Origin of the sequence: Bradyrhizobium diazoefficiens USDA 110 (assembly GCF_000011365.1) — a bacterium.
Taxonomy (GTDB): Bacteria; Pseudomonadota; Alphaproteobacteria; order Rhizobiales; family Xanthobacteraceae; genus Bradyrhizobium; species Bradyrhizobium diazoefficiens.
Genome location: NC_004463.1, coordinates 368,467 through 385,867, shown reverse-complemented (window position 1 = coordinate 385,867; position 17,401 = coordinate 368,467). Strand labels below are relative to the sequence as shown.

Sequence of the window (17,401 nt, the reverse complement as noted above, 5' to 3'; positions counted from 1 at the left end):
GAGCAACTTGCCGTCATCGGCCGATTTGCCAGCAAGGGTCTGCTTTCTGATGATGACCGCTTCCAAGGCTTTCATTGCATTCTGCCTGCTCGCGGTGGTCGGCACCGTGCTGGTGATCGGCCCCACCGAGCTGCGCCGCCTGTTGCCGGGCGGGACGAGCACCGAGATCGCCGTCGCGGCCAAGTCCGAGGCCAAGGTCGGAGCCAACGCCGAAATCAAGACCGAACCTAAAGCCGAGACCAAGGCAGTGCCGACGCCCGAGGAACCGAAGCTCGCCGCCGGCGCGCCGCCCGCGCCCGCCGCCGCGCCGAAGCCTGCGGGTCCATTGGCCGAGACGCAGAAGCAGGTCACGGCGCTGGCTGATCTCGTGCCGGTCAAGCCGCCGGTGGCCGCGACCGACGCCGGTCCCCGGTTCGACGTCGCCCGCATCGACGACCATGGCGAAGCGGCGGTGATCGCGGGCCAGGCCACGCCGGGTGCAAAGGTCGAGCTGCTGCGCGACGGCCAGCCGCTTCACTCGGTCGTGGCCGATGCATCGGGCCAGTTCGTCATGACGCCGCCGCAACTTCCCGCCGGCAGCTACGAGCTGACCCTGCGCGCCAGGGCGCCGGATGGCACCGTCACGCAGTCCAGCCGCACCATGCCGGTGACGATCGCGGAGGCGGCGCCGCCGCCGGCGCGTGTTGCACCGCCCGCCGCCAAACTGGAAACGAAGCGGGCCGCGACGCCGGACGCGAGATCGGATGTCGTGGCATCCCTGCCGTCGGCATCGGACAGGCCGGCGACGCGGCCCAGAATGATGGGCGCGACGAAATCTAGGGGCAGCATGGCGCGAGCGCCTGCCGCCACGACGGTCGCATCGGCGTCGCCGGGCGACGCCCTCAGCGGCACACCGGCGGAGGCGGGCGGCAGCCGGGTGATCTCCCGCGGCGACAGCCTGTGGGCGCTCAGCCGGCTCGCTTACGGCGACGGCGCCCGCTACGCCGTGATCTTCAACGCCAACCGCGCGAAGATCCACAACCCGAACCTGATCTATCCCGGCCAGACTCTTGTGCTGCCGCAAAAGGCGGAATGAGCGCAGCGCTTCTTCTCACCGCCGCGACGCTTTGACCGTCGTACTCCCGGAACCTTTGGTTCCCCCGCGCGTCATGTGATGCGAGGTGGTGCGCGCTTGGCGCTGGAGGAGGGCCAAGGTGGTCAGGTCAGCGATCATGTCGGGATCACGGATGGCCCCCGTGCTGGCGGGCGCCGCCCTTGTCGTTCTGGCCGTGCTGCTGCCGAACAGGGCCGAAGCGCAGTTCGGACTGCGCGGCGGGCCGCTCGGCGTCGCGCGGTTCGCCGTCGGTCACGTGATCGGCCTGTCGCGCCTGCGTCATGCCCGCATGGCGGTGCGAGGCGGCGGATACCGCTCCGCCGCGTTGCGGTCGCAGGATCCCCGCGGCGTCGAGGGCCGGCAACCGCTCAATCCCGCCATTCTGCGCGCGGCGCTCACGGCGCAAGCGGCGCTGTCGGGCTGGCATGGCGGCCGCCGCCCGCAGGGCTGGTGGCGCCACCCCGACGGCAGCTATGGCTGGGCCGGTCCGGTGTTCTGGCCGTTCGCCCATGACGATCTCGCCAATGCAATCATCCTTGGTGATACGACCAGCATCTCGCTCTACGGCTACGGCGACATCTACGCCGCGCTGTTCTCGCCCTATGCGGCCAAGGAGCTTGCCGCCTACGCCGCGCCGCAAGGCCGGTTTGCGCGCAGGATTCCGTCGGCGCAAAACATCTGTGACGTCAGCGATCCCGCCGGCTTCCCGGCGGATCGCATCACCGCTGCCGTGCAGCCGAACGAATTGCAGCGCACCGCGCTCGACGATCTCAGTGCCGCCTGGCTAGCTGCCCGCAACAGCATTCGCGCGACCTGCCCGGCGCAGGTGCCTGCGACCGCATCCGAGCGCCTCGGCCTGATGCGCGAGCGCCTGGAGGCCATGATCAAGGCAACGGACGCGGTCGCGCCGCCGCTTTCGAAATTTGTCGATCTTCTCGACGCGAACCAGAAGTCCAGGCTCGATGCGCTGGCCAACGAGGCTCGCGCCGCGCTCGCGTCAAGCCAGCACAAGGATGCGCAGGCAGCCGCGGCTTGCGCGGCGGACAGCGATCCTCGCTATGACCCCCAGCTGCAGCGCCAGTACGAGCAGCTCGTGCAGCAGCAATGGCCCGTCGCCGACATCGCGTCCACGCTTCGCCTCGACGACATCGGCCGCGCCCGGCTCGACGTGCTCCAGGACACCACGCTGCGCACCATGGAGACGCTGAGCGCCTGCCCGACCAAGCCTGCCGCGACACCGCAAGGCCGCCTCGCGGCCGTGAAGGCGCGGCTGGAGACGATGCTGCAGGCGGTGAGCGGCGTTGCCGATGCGCTCGACGATTTCGAGGCGGACCTGAGCGACGAGCAGAAGGCCGGCTTCGAGGCGATCGGACCGAAGCGGGGGGCGTGACTATCCGCACGCCCAGTCGAACTTCATCTCCTTGAAGTCGAGCTGCGCATTGCCGCCGCCGAAATTGTAGCCGCCGAAATATTCCTCGAACTCGATGTAGAACGGGCTCATCTCCGGCACCGCCTGGCACGGCCGCATGGTGCCGCCGAGATGGTTGTGGGCGTGGTCCTTGCTCCAATCGTGCAGGCGAAAATTGTCGCGGCTCGGCACGCCGCCGACATAATAGTAATAGGGCTGATAGCCGGTCGGCGGGTTTTGGCGGACGTGCTCGTCCTGCGGGCCCTTGCCGGCATTGGGATCGGCCGCGCGCGGCGTCAAGCCAATCGCGCGGGTCTCGGCGAGATCGGCGCGCGGCGGCGCGGCGAACATCTTCCTGGCGTAGGGCGCGGCGGTCTCGAAGAAGGCGCAGGCGCCGCCGACATCCAGCCAGCGCGGCCGGTCGGCGGTGGCCAGCGCAAGCGGCGCCGGCGGCGTCGCGAACGCGCCGTCATATTCAGCCTTGGTCAGCAGCAGCGCGGCATATTCGTAGTCGAGGATGTCGGTCATGCGCGACAGGCGCGGATGCGCCGGCCGCGCCAGCACCGCCTCGCGGATCTCAGGGTCGTCGGGCGCGCCGCCGTCATTGTGATCGGGCGCGGTCGCGAAGAACGACACCGCGACGATGTCGTCGCCATGCAGGCGATAATCGTCCGGCAGCAGAAGCGTAAACCCGTGCATCAACGGATAGCCGGTGACGGGATCGAGCGGCCATTGCTCGGATGTGATGCCCGGCGGCAAGCCATAGACCCAGCCGTGGTCGCGCGCACGCTCAGTGGGACGGTCCAGCATCTGCAAATCATATGCGCGCGAAGGCAAGGCAAACGCCACGATCGTCTCCCATCTGAAACCCGCCTCGCCGTTGAGGCGATGGTTAGTCGCAGGGAGGAGAGATGTGGTTCGTAGTGTCGTCGCAAGAGTCGCGACGACGGTGCGGCTTGCGCCGCTGCGCTCCCTCCCCCCTTGCGGCAGGGCAATCGCATATGACTTTTGGCAGGGCCTGAGCGCGCGCCTCGTCCTTCGAGACGACCGCTCCGCGGTCTCCTCAGGATGAGGCTAAGCGGCATCTTTGCCGGTCGAAATTGCTGCCGCGAACTCCGTCCTCATGCTGAGGGCCCGCCAAAGGCGGGCGTCTCGAAGGATGGGCCACAGAGCAACGGCCTTAAATGCGATTGCCCTGCCGCAAGGGGGGAGGGAACGCAGCGAGCGTGCGGCTGAGAGCGAGGGCTACCCTCGCCGCCTTGCCGCCGCAGCATCCACCACGTTGTCCACTTCCTCGCGCCAGCTCAGAATCTCCATCGCCAGCACGGGGTGATTGAAGCCCTTGAGCACGAGATCGTCGAGCGCGCGCGCCTCCACCCAGGGTTCGACCATGCCGTAGACGCGGCGGCTGACCACGATCTGGTTGGCCTTGGCTTCGCCGCAGAGGCGCGAGGCGAGGTTGGTGACGCTGCCGATCGCGGCATATTCCAGCCGCTGCTCGAAGCCGACCTGGCCGAGCGTCGCATAGCCGAGTGCAATGCCGATGCCGAAGCCGAGGCTATGCCCGCGGTTGCGCCAGCGCTCGGTCAGCGGGCCGATGGTGTCGCGCATCTCCACCGCCATCTTCACGGCGCGCTGGGTGTGGTCCTCGAATTGAATCGGTGCATTGAACAGGATCATCACGCCGTCGCCGGCATATTTGTCGAGCGTGCCCTCATACTTGAAGATCAGCGTGCCGAGCGCCGCGTGATATTCGCGCAGCACGTTCATCGCCTCTTCCGGCTCGGTCGCTTCCGTGAACGCGGTGAAGCCGCGCAGGTCGCAGAACACGACCGTGACCTCGCGGCGCTGGCTGGTGAGCAGCCCCTCGGGGCTGTCGGAGGAGGCGATCAACTGCGCGACCTGCGGTGCGAGGAACCGCTCGAGCTTGCGGATGCGCTCGATCTCGCCGAGCTGCTTCTCGACGCGCTCCTCCAGCGACTTGTTCCAGTCCTTGAGCTGCTCGGTCTGCACGCGCAGCTTGTCCGCCTGGGCGCGCACGGTCTCGTGCGCCGCTTCCAGCGCGTGGCTCTTGTGATCGACCTCGGTGAACAGGCGCGCGTTGCGCATCGCCAGCACGGCCTGGTTGGCGAAGGTGCGCATCAGGCCGATGATGCTGGCGGCGAACTCGCCGCCGGCACGCCTCAGCACCACCAACGAGCCGAGCGTGCCCTGCTGGTCCACCAGCGGCACCACCAGCACGGAGTGGAAGCCGGCCGCGATCGCGACGTCGCGCAGCGGCTGCTCGGCCGCATGGTCGAGATCGGCAAGCGCGATCGGCTCACAGCTCGCCGCGGCATCGCTCAGGATGTTGTCGCCTTCGTCGATCGTGACATGGGCGCCGTCTGCCGATTTGTCGATGCCGTTGGATTCGACCAGGTTGAAGCGACGCGTCCCGGCGTCGAAGCCGTAGATCAGCACCGCGTCGGCATGGGTGATCTCGATCGCGCGGGCGGCGATCGTCGGCAGCACCGCGTTGAGATCGAGCGAGGAGGCGACGGCGCGGCCGACTTCTTCCAGCACCTTGAGCTCGTTGATCGACTGCGCGAGATCGCGGGTGCGCTCCTCGACCTTGGTCTCCAGGTTCGAATAGGTCTCCTGGATCTGGGTGGCCATGCGGTTGAACTGGCCGGCGAGATCTTCCAGCTCGTCGGAGGTGTGCACGTCGATGCGGTGGCTGAAATCGCCTTCGCCGAGCTTGTGCGCGCCGTCGCGCAGCGCCGTGATCGGAATGATCATGCGGCGGGCGAGCAGCGTGCCGGCGAGGATCGCGACCATCAGGCCCATGCCGATCAAGAGCGCGATGCGCACCAGCTGATCGCGGATCGGCGTCAAGGCCTGCGTGGTCGGCTGCTCGAACAGCACGCTCCAGCCGAGCTTCGGTACGGTGCTCGCGGCGGTCAGCACCGAATAGCCGTTGAAGTCGGTGCCTGACGTGTCGGGCCCGCGGCCGGGCGAAATCGCGGCAGCCACTTGCGGCAGCTTGGAGAGGTCCTTGCCGACATCGGGTCCTTTCGAGGACGTCGCCAGCACGCGGCCGCGCGGATCGACCACATAGGCAAAGGCCGCCTTGCCGACCTGGGCGTCGGACAGCAATTCGGAGAGGAAGCTGAGATCGATCTCAGCGACCGTGACGCCGGCGTTGAAGCCGGAATGCGCCACCGAGATCGACATCAACGGAGTCCTGTCGGAGAACCAGGCCGGCGCGTAGCTGACGCCGCGGGCGACGGTGTCGGTGAAGCGCATGTCGCGGGAGAGGTCGGCATTGCCGCCGGTCGTGGTCGACTGGCGCGAGACGCGCAGCACCTCGCGGCCTTCGCCGTTGAGCTGGAACAGCTGGTTGACCACCGCGACCTGGTGCAGGAGCTGGGCGTAGTCGGCGCGGCGCTTCTCGAGGGTGTCCTGGCTCGCGCGGGTCACCCAGCTGATCTGGCGCTCGAGCTCGGAGATCGACTGTTCCACCCGCCGGGCCGCGGCCTGCGCCTTGTCCTCCAGCCCGTCGGTCAGCTGTGTCTTGGTGGCGCGATAGGAGATCCAGGTCTCCATCGCGCCGCTGACGGCGAGGACGAACACGACGAGGCCGACGAGGGAGACGACGTATTTGGCGAACAGGCCCTCGCGCAGAAACCGTGTCTTGTCGTTCGCTCCCGCCATCCGGATCCTCTCGCGCCGCCATCGACGCCGGCGCTACGGGCCGTACAGGCCCAGCCGCCCTTCTATCACAATTTGGGCCAAGGGACGTCCCGGGGACCGGAGGACCGGCCGGCGTGGTTACCCGAAGTGGACGCCGGGTCGGGCCTAAAGGGTGGTGAATTGTCGCAGGCTCATCCGTTCGGAGGAAGCAGGGAAAGGCCGGGCCGATGTAAGGGATTGGCGTGGAGTCCAGCCTGTTGGTCCGCCAATCATCGATTATTGAAGAGCTGCCGCAACACGTCGTTCATGGGCTGGCTGTCCTGCTGCGCCACCGGCGGCTCGTCCGGGGCCCGGGCCGGGGGCGCCGGCGCGGGCGAGGCCTGCGGTGCCGGTGTGGACGGCGTCGCGGGCAGGCTGCGGCTGCGGCCGGTGCCAGTGCCGGTTGCAGCTCCGCTGGAAAGTCCCTGCTGGATCAGATTGCCGAGCGCCTCGCCCAGCGGGCCGCCGAGCAGATTGTTCTGTCCCGGCTGCTGGGTTTGCGGATTGGCGTTGCTGCCTGCATTGCCGCCACCCGGCGCGGTCGTGCCGCCGAGACCAAGGCTGCCCAGGATATTGCCGAGCCCGGCGCCATCAGGCCCGAACAGGCCCTTGCCCATCTCGCGCAGCTTGGCGTAGGCGGCGTCGGGATTGTCGAGCATGCCGGCCATGTCAGGGTAGATCCGCGGCTGCGACCAGCTGCCCTGGATCATCACGGGGATGCCGAAGCCGACCGGCTCGGAGGCGCGGCCCTGGCCTTCGGTGGTCATCACCAGCTTCGGCTCGACGCGAAAGCCCAACATCTTGGTGTCGAGCGCGATCGTGCCGGCGCCGGTCACGCGCACCAGCGGCCCGATCAGGTTGAGATCGGTCGTCACCGCCTGTCCCTTGTCGATGCGGAAGGAGGCCGAGAGCTGCGACAAATCCGTGCTCTGGTCCTGGCTGCTGTTCTGGTTGTCTTGCCAGCCGGACAGCGTGCCCGATGTCAGCGAGCGGATCATCTGCGCGACGTTGATGCCGCGGATGGCGCCGTCCTGGAAATTGACGAAGGCCGTGCCCTGCATGTTCGCCATCAGGGCGCGCTGGCTGGTGCCGGCGCTGCGCAATGCGAGCTTGGCTTGCAGCTTGCCGTCGATCCGGTCGAATTCGGCAAGGCCCCGGAGCAGCGGCAGCGCGCGCACGCCGACGAGGTCGGAATGCATGGCAAAGCTCGGCGCGCCGCTGGTCGCATCCAGGATCACTTCGCCGGAGACCTGGCCGCCATAGGCGCCGAGATTGGCGGTGCCGGCCTTCAGCACCCCGCCGGCGAGCTTTGCATCGAGCGCCAGCGGCGCAAGACGCGCATCGCCGATCACGGCGTCGTTCGCGGAGATCCTGATTTGTGCATCGACATAATTGAGCCCGGACACGTCGATCGGCGCATTGCTCCAGGGCTGCCCGGACGCGCCGTCCGGCGATTTCGCCAGCGGAATCGTGAGCCGCTGGAAGTCGAGATCGACCTTGACCAGAGGCTTGCTCGCGATGTCGACCGAAGCCCAGCCGTTGAACGCGCCGTCGCCGAGCGTGCCGTTCACGCCGTTGATCATCACGAGATCGCCGCTCAGCCGCATCTCGGCGTGACCTGCGAGCCGGGACTTCAGCACATCGGGCATGTCGATGGCGAACTCCACCGGGATCGTCGGCCGGTCGGTTGGCGGCGCGGGCGTCGTCGCCTTGATGTCGAACTTGGTCGGGTGCTCGCCGACGCGCGCGGTGCCGGTGATGCTGACGTTGCGGTCGCGGCCAACGACGGCATCGGCATTGATGGCGCTGATGCGGCTCTCGACGCGATCGCGCACGCGCGCGAATGCGACCTCGCCGTCGGTGACCTTGACGCGGTCGATGGTCGCGCCGTCCGTGTCGAGCGCCAGCGGCTTCGACGAGGTGCCGGCATTCGGCAGGCGCTCACGCAGCAGCGGCTGGTAGAGCACGGGGCGGGTGACGATGAGTTCGCTGATCTTCGGGCGGCCCGACCAGACGCTGGAGAGCGACATGTCGGCCTGCACGCTGTCGACGGTGAGGCGCGTAATGCCGCTGCGGTCCTTCGGATCCTGAAGCGTGAGATCGTTCAAGGTGACGTTCAGCGTCGGCCACAGGCTGATCCTGGTGGTGCCGTCGATCGACAGGCGATAGCCCGTCGCGCTCTCGACCCGCGACGCAATCGTCGAGGTCAGGAAGCCCGATGGGATCCCGACCACGAGGAGAAGCGCGATCACGATGACGACAGCGGCGACCGCGGCGCCGGCGAATTTCACTGCTCTCATGTCGACTTTCCAACGACGGACGAACGGTGCCGAACCCGGCCGCTCACCCGTCCTATGCGCGTGAGTTTATCCCGGGACGGGAAGCCGCTCCAAGCGGTCAAAAATAGTCAGGGGGTGCTGCAAAGTTATGTGACTTATGACACACTTCTCCGGCGCGGTTTTACGCGATTCTGGACGTTGATGGTTCCAGCCGATTTGCCAGCGAAATTGACAAGTAAATTCACAAGGAAGTTGAAATGAGCAAGCAGGCCGAATTTGCGGTCATCCTGAAGATGAACCCGATGTTCGCCGATCTCGGCGCAGACGAGCTCCAGCGGCTGTCCAATCTCTGCCACACCCAGCATCTGGCGAACGGCGAGGTGCTGTTCCAGAAGGGCGATGCCGGAGACGCGCTGTTCGGCATGCGCCGCGGCCAGGTCCGTATCGAGACCGGCGCCGCCGACGGCAGCCGGCTGACGCTGAATTTCATGGGGCCGGGCGACCTGTTCGGCGAGGTCGCGGTGCTGGACGGCCAGAACCGCACTGCGGACGCGACCGCGGGCGAGGCCAGCGAATTGTTCGTGCTGCGGCGCGAAGACTTTCTTGCCTTCCTCGAGCGCGAGCCGAAGGTCGCGATCAAGATCATCGCGCTGCTGTGCCAGCGCATCCGCTGGCAGAGCGAGCGCATGGAAGAGTCCATGCTGCAGCCGCTGCCGGTTCGCCTCGCGCGGCGGCTCTGCGCGCTCGCCGCCGATTTCGGCTCGGAGGTGCACATCTCGCAGGAGCAGCTCGGCGTCTTCGTCGGCGCCGCCCGCGAAAGCGTTAACCGCCAGCTTCAGGCCTGGCGCAAGGACGCGATCCTCGATCTCCAGCGTGGCCGCATCCTGCTGAGGAACATGACCAAGCTGACGGCGATCGCGCGGAACGAGTAGGGGCTCTCGCGAACCTTACTCCGCCGCCGGATGCACGATGCTCTTCTGTGCCGGCTGTGCCGGCGAAGCTTCGTGATGATGACCGGGGGCCTCGGTATCCTCGCTGTGCACGATCAGCCGCTTGCCGAAGCGCCAGATCAGGGCGCCGAGATCGTCCATCACCATGAACATCGCGGGCACGAACACCAGCGACAGGATGGTCGAGAAGATCAGGCCGCCGATCACCGCGAGCGCCATCGGCGAGCGGAACTCACCGCCGGCGCCGACCGCGAGCGCGCTCGGCATCATGCCGGCGGCCATCGCGATCGTTGTCATCACGATCGGGCGGGCGCGCTTCATGCCGGCGTCGATCATGGCCTCGTCGCGCGGCTTGCCGTCGCGGATCGCCTCGATGGCGAACTCCACCAGCATGATCGCGTTCTTGGTGACGATGCCCATCAGCATCAGGATGCCGATCCAGACCGGCGTGGTGAGCTGCTTGCCGGTGACGAGCAGGGCCGCGATGGCGCCGCCGATCGACAGCGGCAGCGAGAACAGGATGGTGATCGGCTGCAGGAAGGTGCCGAACAGCAGCACCAGCACGGCATAGACCATCATCAGGCCCGCGGTGATCGCGGTGGCGAAGCCGTCGGACAGCTCGTTCAGGCTTTCGGCGTCGCCGGACGGTGAGACCTTCACGCCCTTCGGCAGGCTCTTCATCACCGGCAGCTCGTTGATCTTCTTGGTGGCATCGCCGAGCGCCGCGGAGCCGACGAGGTCGGCGGCAACGGTGGCCTGGCGGTCCCGGTCGTAACGGTTGATGCTGGTCGGACCCTGGTCGAGCTTGACGTCGGCGATGACCGAGAGCGGCACGCCGCCCTTCTCGCCATGCTCACCGAGCGGCACGCGCAATTGTTCGAGCGTCTTGAGGTTGCCGCGCGCGGCGTCCTCGAGCTGCACCCGGATCGGCACCAGGCGGTCGCCGACGTCGAATTTGGCAAGCGCAGGCCCGACGTCGCCGATGGTGGCGACGCGGATGGTCTGCGACAGGCTTTCCGTGGAGACACCGAGGCGTGCGGCGAGATCGGCGCGCGGCTCGATGCGCAGCTCGGGCCGCTCCAGCGTGGTTTCCGAGATCACGTTGGAGATGGTCGGGATCCGCTTCATCTGCGTCGCGAGCTCGCTGGCGACGTTGTTGACGATGTTGGCGTCGACGCCGGTCACGACCAGCGAGATCGCGCGCAGGCCGTTTTCGTCGAGGAACCAGAAGCGGATGTCGGGAATGTTCTCCAGCTCCTGGCTGATCGAGAATTCCAGCTCGCGCTGGGTGATGTCGCGATCGCCCTTGGGCGTATAGTTGATGATGAGGGCGGCGCGCCGGACTTCCTGGGTGCCGGGTGGAACGCGCCCGCCGTCGACGAAGATGCTCTTCACCTCGGGCCGCTTGCGCAGTCGCGCGACGATGTCCTCGGTGACTTTTTCGGTGTAGGCGAGCTGGGTGCCCGGCGGCAGCTCGAGGGCAAGCAGCGAGCGCGCGCTGTCCTGCGCCGGCAGGAAGCCCTGCGGCAGCAGCGTGATGCTCCAGATCGAGGCGGCGAAGATGCCGAAGCCGATCAGCACCGTGATGAAATAGTGCTTCACCGACCAGGCCACGATCCGGTGATAGGACCGCAGCACGCGCCCGGGCGGCGGCTCCTCGTGATGGCCATGCTTGAGGAAGTAGGCGGCCAGCACCGGCGTGACGAAGCGCGCCGCGAGCAGCGAGAAGAACACCTGCACCGAGACGGTGATGCCGAACTGCTTGAAGAACTGTCCGGCGATGCCCGACATGAAGCTCGCCGGCGCAAAGATCGCGATGATGGTGAGCGAGATCGCGATCACCGCGAGGCCGATCTCGTCGGCGGCTTCCAGCGCGGCACGATAGGGCGATTTGCCCATGTTCATGTGCCGCACGATGTTCTCGATCTCGACGATGGCGTCGTCGACAAGAATACCTGTCGACAGCGTGATGGCGAGGAAGCTGACGAGGTTGAGCGAGAAGCCGAGGAGGTCCATCGCCCAGAATGCCGGGAAGATCGACAGCGGCAGCGAGATCGCGGCGATGATGGTGGCGCGCAGATCGCGCAGGAACAATAGCACGATGACGACGGCGAGGATGGCGCCCTCGAACAGGGTCGAGATCGCCGCTTCGTAATTGCCGTTGGTGTATTCGACCGAGGTGTCGATCAGCTTGAGGTCGACGTCGGGATAGGCGGCCTTGAGCGCGTCGATGCGCTTCTGCACGGCGTCGGCGACCTTCACGTCGCTGGCGCCCTTGGAGCGCTTGATGCCGAGCGCGACCACCGGCTCGCCGTTGAAGCGCGCGAAGGTGCGGCGGTCGGCGATGGTGTCGGTGACGGTGCCGAGATCGTCGAGCCGGACCTCGCCGCCGCCGAACAGCGGGACCATGGTGCCGGCGAGGTCGCTCAGCGTCTTGGCGCCGGCCAGGGTGCGGATCGCCTGGTCGTTCTTGCCGATCTCGGCGCGGCCGCCGGCGACGTCGACATTGGTGCCGCGCAGGCTCTGGCTGACATTGACGGCGGTCAGGCCCATCGCCTGAAGGCGGTCGGGATCGAGCGAGACCAGGATCTCGCGCTCGACACCGCCGATGCGCTCGACCTGGGCGACGCCGCGCACGCCCTGGAGCGCGCGCTTGACCACGTCGTCGACGAAATAGGAGAGCTGCTCCGGCGTCTTGCCGGGCGAGATCGCGGCATAGGTCACGATCGGCAGGCCGATGACGTCGACGCGCTGGATCAAGGGCTCGGTGACGTTCTGCGGCAGGTTGGAGCGCACCCGCGTCACTGCGTCCTTGACGTCGTTGAGCGCGCGGTCGGTGTTGGTCTCCAGCGCGAACTGGATGGTGGTCAGCGACAAGCCGTCGGTGATCGAGGAGGTGATGTGCCGCACACCCTCGACGCCGGAGACCGCGTCTTCAATGGTCTTGGTGACCTGGGATTCGAGCTCGGCGGGCGCAGCACCGAACTGCGACACCGCGACCGAGATCACGGGAATGTCGGCCGAGGGAAGCCGCGTCACCGCGAGCTTGGCGAAGGAGGTCCAGCCGAGGATCAGCAGGATGATCGAAAAGACGACCGACGGCAGCGGATTCCGGATCGACCATGCCGAGATATTGAGAGCCATCAGCGTACCCGCGTGCGATCGAGTTCATCGGCGAACATGGTCTTGATCTGGTCGCCGTCATGCAGTGAAGAGCCGGCGTCGGCCACGACGATTTCGCCGACGTCGAGCCCTTCCAGGATTTCCGTCGCGGTGTCGGACGACAGCCCGACCCGCACCTTGCGCGTCTCGATCGTGTTGCCCTTGACGACCTGCACGGTGAGATGGTCGATCGCGGTCTTGGGCACCGCGACGCCGCAGCTTCGCTTGGCGTCGATCGAGGCGCGGGCGAACACGCCGACCTTCAGCGAGGGATTGTTGGTGACGCTGATGCGGACACGGCCGAGCTGGGTGGCGCGGTCGATTTCGGGCGCAACCAGCCGCACCCGGCCGATCAGATCGGGCGCGTCGTCGCGGCTGATGCGCACGGTCGCGCCGGCGCTGAGCTTGGGCATGTGCACGGCCGGGACCTGGGCGTCGAGCTCGATCTCGTTGTTGACGGCGATGCGGAACATCGGGCCGGCCTGCGGCGAGGCCGGCGCGCCGACGATGGTGCGAACTTCGGTGACGAGGCCCGGCGCCGGCGCCTTCAGCGAGATCGGGCCTTGCGCGCCGGACCGCTGCGGCTGGCCCGGGATCTGCGGCGGCGCCGTCAGGCGCGCCAGCTCCTGGTTGTCGGTGACCATGGTGCCTTCGGTGACGAAGAGGTCGGTGACCCGGGAGCCTTCCTGGTCGGCGACGACCACGGCCTCGCGGCGCGGCACGAAAAAGCCGGTCACCCGGACGAGGTCGGAGAAGCAGGCATTGGTCGACTTCGTCACGATGACGAGCGCCTCGCCCGGCGTTTCCTTCGCCTCGGGGCGACGCCGATGCTCGAACAGATAATAGCCGATGCCGAGCGCGACGATGAACGCCACGGTTCCGGCAGGCTTGAGATAGTCGGAGACGTTCATCGCCGGATTGTCCTGGCCTGGCTCACGGCCATCCGCACGAGGCCTGCTGAGAGCGTTACCCTGAAACAAAGCGGCGTCCCGCAAGGCTGCGGGACGCGCTTTGGAAGCGAGACTTTACACCACATCAGGCACGGTCACTTCAACGGATTGCGTCGTGCTCACTTCGATGCGGTGGTCTTGTTTTCCATGTTGACGACCTGCACGCGGCGGTTGACCTCGGCCATCGGCTGGCTCGGGTCCTTCAGCTTGCTCTTGCCGTAACCGACGGTGACGAGGTCGGTCGCGGAGATGCTGTACTTCTCGACGAGGTAGCGCTTGATCGCATCCGCGCGGCGTTCAGACAGGTCCTGGTTGTAGCTCTCGCCACCGGCGGCGTCGGTGTGGCCGGCGACCACGAAGGTCGAGCCCTTCAGGTCGGGGCTGGTCAGCGCGCGACCGAGAGCCTGCACCGAAGCCAGCGACTTGGTGCTGATGTTGGCGGAGTTGTAGTCGAAGGTGATCTCGAGATCGATGTTCGGCTTGTCCTTGGCGACTGACGCGATTTCCTCGCGCTCGGTCGACGACAGCGAGCGCGTCGAGCGGCCGCGCACGGACTGGATCAGCTTGGTCTCCGACGCGCTCGGCGCGGGGTCGGCCTGCGGCGCGATCGAGAGGCCGCGGGTCAGCGGCTTCTTCTGCGGCGGCGCCAGCGCGCGGACGATCTCGTCCTCGGTGACGTTCTTGCTGTTGCCGTCGTCGCCGGCGAATGCGGGTGAGGCCGGCAGCGACAGCGCGGCGCCAATGGCCATGATGGACAGGATTGCGGTAAGTCCTTTTGCAGCCGATCTCATTGCCAGTCCCTCCTGCGCAGCCGAGCTGCGTGGTTCCAAAATTCCTGCAATAGGCCCCCCGGGAAAGGCCGCCTGCGGCATCCGCCCATTAGTCTTGCCTGGGCCGCCGGGGGTTCGAGGCGTCGGTCGCCTCAATTCAAAAAAATACTAGCGGACTCCGTAGCTTGCGAATTCCTGAACGATGTTCGGATCCATCGCCTTGGCATTGGCAATGTCCAGCGCCCCTTCCTGGGCGGAGCCGTTGCGCTGCTTCGCAATGCCCCGTCCGTACAGCGAGGAGGTGAGGCGGGGATTGATCCTCAGGGCCGCATCGAAATCGGCGATCGCGTTCTTCACCGCTCCCGATTTCAGATTGACGAGCCCCCGGCTGTCCAGCGCATCGACGAAGTTCGGACGCAGCCGCAGCGCTTCGTTGCAATCCTTCAGGGCGCCCTGGAGATCGCCGACCACCGTGCGGGTCCAGCAGCGGTTGTTCAGCGCCTCGACGTCCTTCGAGTTGATCCGGAGCGTGTCGTCGAAATCCTTGATGGCGAGGTTGTAGGCGCCCTTGCTGGCATAGACCTGGCCGCGGCGGTACAGCGCGTTCACGTCGTCAGGATTGGCCGCGATCTTGGCCGTCAGGCCCCTTGATGGTGGGGTCCTCCGCGAGGGCGGCCGCGCTAGGCCCGGCGTCCGCGTTCGGCGCGGGAGCGGGATCGGCCGGTTTCACCGGCGGCGGCGGCGGGGGTAAGGCGGCCTCGACCTGCGGCTTCGGTGATGGGGCCGGGACGGGCGCGGGAGCTGGTGCGGCCGCCGTGTCGGCCGGCTTCGGCGGCGGAGGCGGTGATGGTGGCACCGGTGGTGCCGGCGGCGGGTTGTTGGCGACGACGGGTGGCGGCGCGGGGGGCGCGGGCGGCGGCGCCATTGTCGGACGCGATCCGCCGGCTCCCGGAATGAACGAGAAATCTTCGGCCAATGAAGAGGATATCCACGGCACCTGCTCGCCGCGCGAGGCGCGGGTGACGCCCATCTTGGTGCGGTTCAGCGTCTCCTCGGCCATCAGGTCGGGGACGCGGATTTCCTTCAGCAGTTCCTGGACGAACAGGCTGTGCTCGCCGCCGGCGTCCGACACCACCGAGGCCAGCGCCGCCGAATACATCACCAGCGTCCCGTTCGGCGCGATGACCGGGGTCAGGCCGGCCGAGAAGCTGCGGAACCGGCGCTCGAACGGGTTACGCCTCGAGGCATCGATCAGCGCGATCTTGACGCCGGCGCCGCGGGTGTTGAGCTCGCCGAGGACGGCTTCCAGGCTGAAACCGTCGCGGCGCACGTCGGATTCGGTCCAGATTTGCGCGTCGATCGGCAGCATGTAGCTCTGGCGCGCCGACTGGATGCCGAAACCGCTGAAGAACACCAGCGCAACCGAGCCCGGCTTGATCTTGCCGTAGAGCTTGTCGAAGGCGCGGCGCATGCCGTCGCCGGTCAGGTTCTCGCCGATTTCGACCGAAAAGCCGTCGCGCTTGAGCTCGTCGGCGACGTCACGTGCGTCGTTGAGCGGTTCCTTCAGCGGGGCGTCTGCATCCGGATATTTGGCGTTGCCGATGACCAGCGCATAACGGTCGCCGGCCGCAAGCGATGGAGCGGTCGGGACGAGCGAAACGAGCAAGGGAAGAAGGAAAAGGAAGCGAATTTTCATAATCAGCGCGGTCCAGCCAAAAAGGCGCCGTTCCCAGCTTGCGCCGCGGCGACCTTAACTTACGCAATGTGCATTATCAAACCGGGGAGAGGGGGCGTCAACCGCTTGGAGATTCGGCATTATCGCGACGATTGACCGCAACGCATGGGCGCGCCGCGAGGGGAATAAACCAGCCATCTTGGTTGTGCTCGACACGATCCGGTTGGGCATTGCAGCGGCCATCTCAGGGCACCCCTGTTAGGGGAGTTCTTTATTAGGGGAGTCGTGGCGCCGAAAATGTGATTGGTCTCACATTGGAGGGGCCCTCCACGCATCACGCGTGGCGTTTGACCTTTCCGGCGGACAATGGCTTGGTGCGCTCGTACCTCCCCGAAGGTCCACACAAGAAGCAAAACCAAAAGAAAAATCATGGGAAACGCCTACGAAATCTACGCACTGCGCTATGCGACCATGTCGCCGCGCACTCCCAGCATGAACTTCCTGGCGCCGGATCCGCATGACAGCGCGGCGCAGGATCTCGACTACTTCGTCTGGCTGATCCGCGGCGGCGGCCGCGACATCCTGGTCGATACCGGCTTCAATGCCGAGGAGGCGAGCGCACGCGCGCGCAAGCTGACGCTCAATCCGGTCGATGCGCTGGAGCGCTTTGGCGTCAAGGCGTCGGCGATTCGCGACATCATCGTGACGCATTTGCATTACGACCATGCCGGCAATCTCGATCGTTTTGCGAACGCGCGCTTCCATCTCCAGGAGCGCGAGATGGCCTACGCGACCGGCCGCTGCATGTGCAACGGACTGCTGCGACATCCGTTCTCGGTCGAGCACGTCACGCAGATGGTGCGCCATGTCTATGGCGAGCGCGTCAATTTCTATTCGGGCGACGGCGAGGTCGCGCCCGGAATCACCGTGCACCGTGTCGGCGGCCATTCGGACGGCTTGCAGGTGGTCAAGGTCGAGACCGCGCGCGGGCCGGTGGTGCTGGCGTCCGACGCCGCGCATTACTACGCCAACCTGCAGCGCCGCAGCCCGTTTCCGATCGTCTACAATGTCGGCGACATGGCACAGGGCTGGGAGACGATCGAGCGTCTCGCCGGCCACCCCGACAGGTTCATTCCCGGCCACGATCCGATCGTGACGGAGATCTATCCGCGCGCCAGCGACAAGGTCGACGCCTGGGCGCTGCATTTGCCGCCGTCGCGGTCGTTTGCGAAATAGCGGTTGAGACCTGCCCCACGCTCGTCGTCCCGGACAAGCGCGCCAAAAGCGCGCGTAGATCCGGGACCCATAACCCCAGGGAGGAGTCGCCGCGCGAGCTGGCAACTCCGAGTCTTCGCCAAAGATCTCCCTGTGGTTATGGATCCCGGATCTGCGCTTCGCTCTAG

Annotated in this window: 10 protein-coding genes and 1 pseudogene; 4 read left to right on the top strand and 7 right to left on the bottom strand. The window is 66.8% G+C overall.

All coding sequences use genetic code 11. From position 1 onward, the window contains the following. The first annotated feature begins 49 nt into the window (after window positions 1–49). Both BJA_RS01810 and BJA_RS01805 read left to right on the top strand, forming a co-directional pair. The gene (locus tag BJA_RS01810) at window positions 50–1,075 is read left to right on the top strand and encodes a LysM peptidoglycan-binding domain-containing protein (RefSeq protein WP_011083194.1); all 1,026 of its coding nucleotides are present in this window, start codon (window positions 50–52) and stop codon (window positions 1,073–1,075) included. A 136-nt stretch (window positions 1,076–1,211) separates the two neighbouring features. Next, complete coding sequence (locus BJA_RS01805; protein ID WP_038967444.1) at window positions 1,212–2,483, top strand: Spy/CpxP family protein refolding chaperone; 1,272 nt, start codon at window positions 1,212–1,214, stop codon at window positions 2,481–2,483. Here BJA_RS01805 and BJA_RS01800 read toward each other — a convergent pair whose 3' ends face one another. The 3 genes from BJA_RS01800 to BJA_RS01790 form a co-directional block, all read right to left on the bottom strand. After that, window positions 2,484–3,350, bottom strand: a complete 867-nt coding sequence (locus tag BJA_RS01800) for a hypothetical protein (protein WP_011083192.1) — start codon at window positions 3,348–3,350, stop codon at window positions 2,484–2,486. A 396-nt stretch (window positions 3,351–3,746) separates the two neighbouring features. Continuing rightward, entirely contained in the window at window positions 3,747–6,194 is a 2,448-nt protein-coding gene (locus BJA_RS01795; protein WP_011083191.1) for an adenylate/guanylate cyclase domain-containing protein, read from the bottom strand. A gap of 248 nt (window positions 6,195–6,442) precedes the next feature. After that, the gene (locus BJA_RS01790; RefSeq protein WP_011083190.1) at window positions 6,443–8,512 is read right to left on the bottom strand and encodes an AsmA family protein; all 2,070 of its coding nucleotides are present in this window, start codon (window positions 8,510–8,512) and stop codon (window positions 6,443–6,445) included. Between the two features lie 236 nt (window positions 8,513–8,748). On the opposite strand from BJA_RS01790, the gene BJA_RS01785 reads away from it, so the two are divergent. Next, a complete protein-coding gene (locus tag BJA_RS01785) occupies window positions 8,749–9,423 on the top strand; it encodes a Crp/Fnr family transcriptional regulator (protein ID WP_011083189.1) in 675 nt (224 codons plus the stop codon). Between the two features lie 15 nt (window positions 9,424–9,438). On the opposite strand, the gene BJA_RS01780 is transcribed toward BJA_RS01785, so the two are convergent. The 4 genes and pseudogenes from BJA_RS01780 to BJA_RS01765 all read right to left on the bottom strand — a co-directional run bounded on the left by BJA_RS01780 (window position 9,439) and on the right by BJA_RS01765 (window position 16,019). Continuing rightward, on the bottom strand, window positions 9,439–12,585 hold the full coding sequence (locus tag BJA_RS01780; protein WP_011083188.1) for an efflux RND transporter permease subunit: 3,147 nt from the start codon (window positions 12,583–12,585) through the stop codon (window positions 9,439–9,441). Continuing rightward, entirely contained in the window at window positions 12,585–13,514 is a 930-nt protein-coding gene (locus tag BJA_RS01775) for an efflux RND transporter periplasmic adaptor subunit (RefSeq protein ID WP_011083187.1), read from the bottom strand. Before BJA_RS01775 ends, BJA_RS01780 begins: the two co-directional genes overlap by 1 nt. A gap of 158 nt (window positions 13,515–13,672) precedes the next feature. Then, window positions 13,673–14,344, bottom strand: coding sequence for an OmpA family protein (locus BJA_RS01770; protein ID WP_028175667.1), 672 nt, complete (start codon window positions 14,342–14,344; stop codon window positions 13,673–13,675). Window positions 14,345–14,491: 147 nt separating this feature from the next. Beyond that, window positions 14,492–16,019 (bottom strand): annotated as a pseudogene (locus tag BJA_RS01765) (caspase family protein). 408 nt (window positions 16,020–16,427) lie between these two features. Here BJA_RS01765 and BJA_RS01760 point away from each other — a divergent pair. Beyond that, a complete protein-coding gene (locus BJA_RS01760; RefSeq protein ID WP_038967446.1) occupies window positions 16,428–17,234 on the top strand; it encodes an N-acyl homoserine lactonase family protein in 807 nt (268 codons plus the stop codon). Window positions 17,235–17,401: the final 167 nt, after the last annotated feature.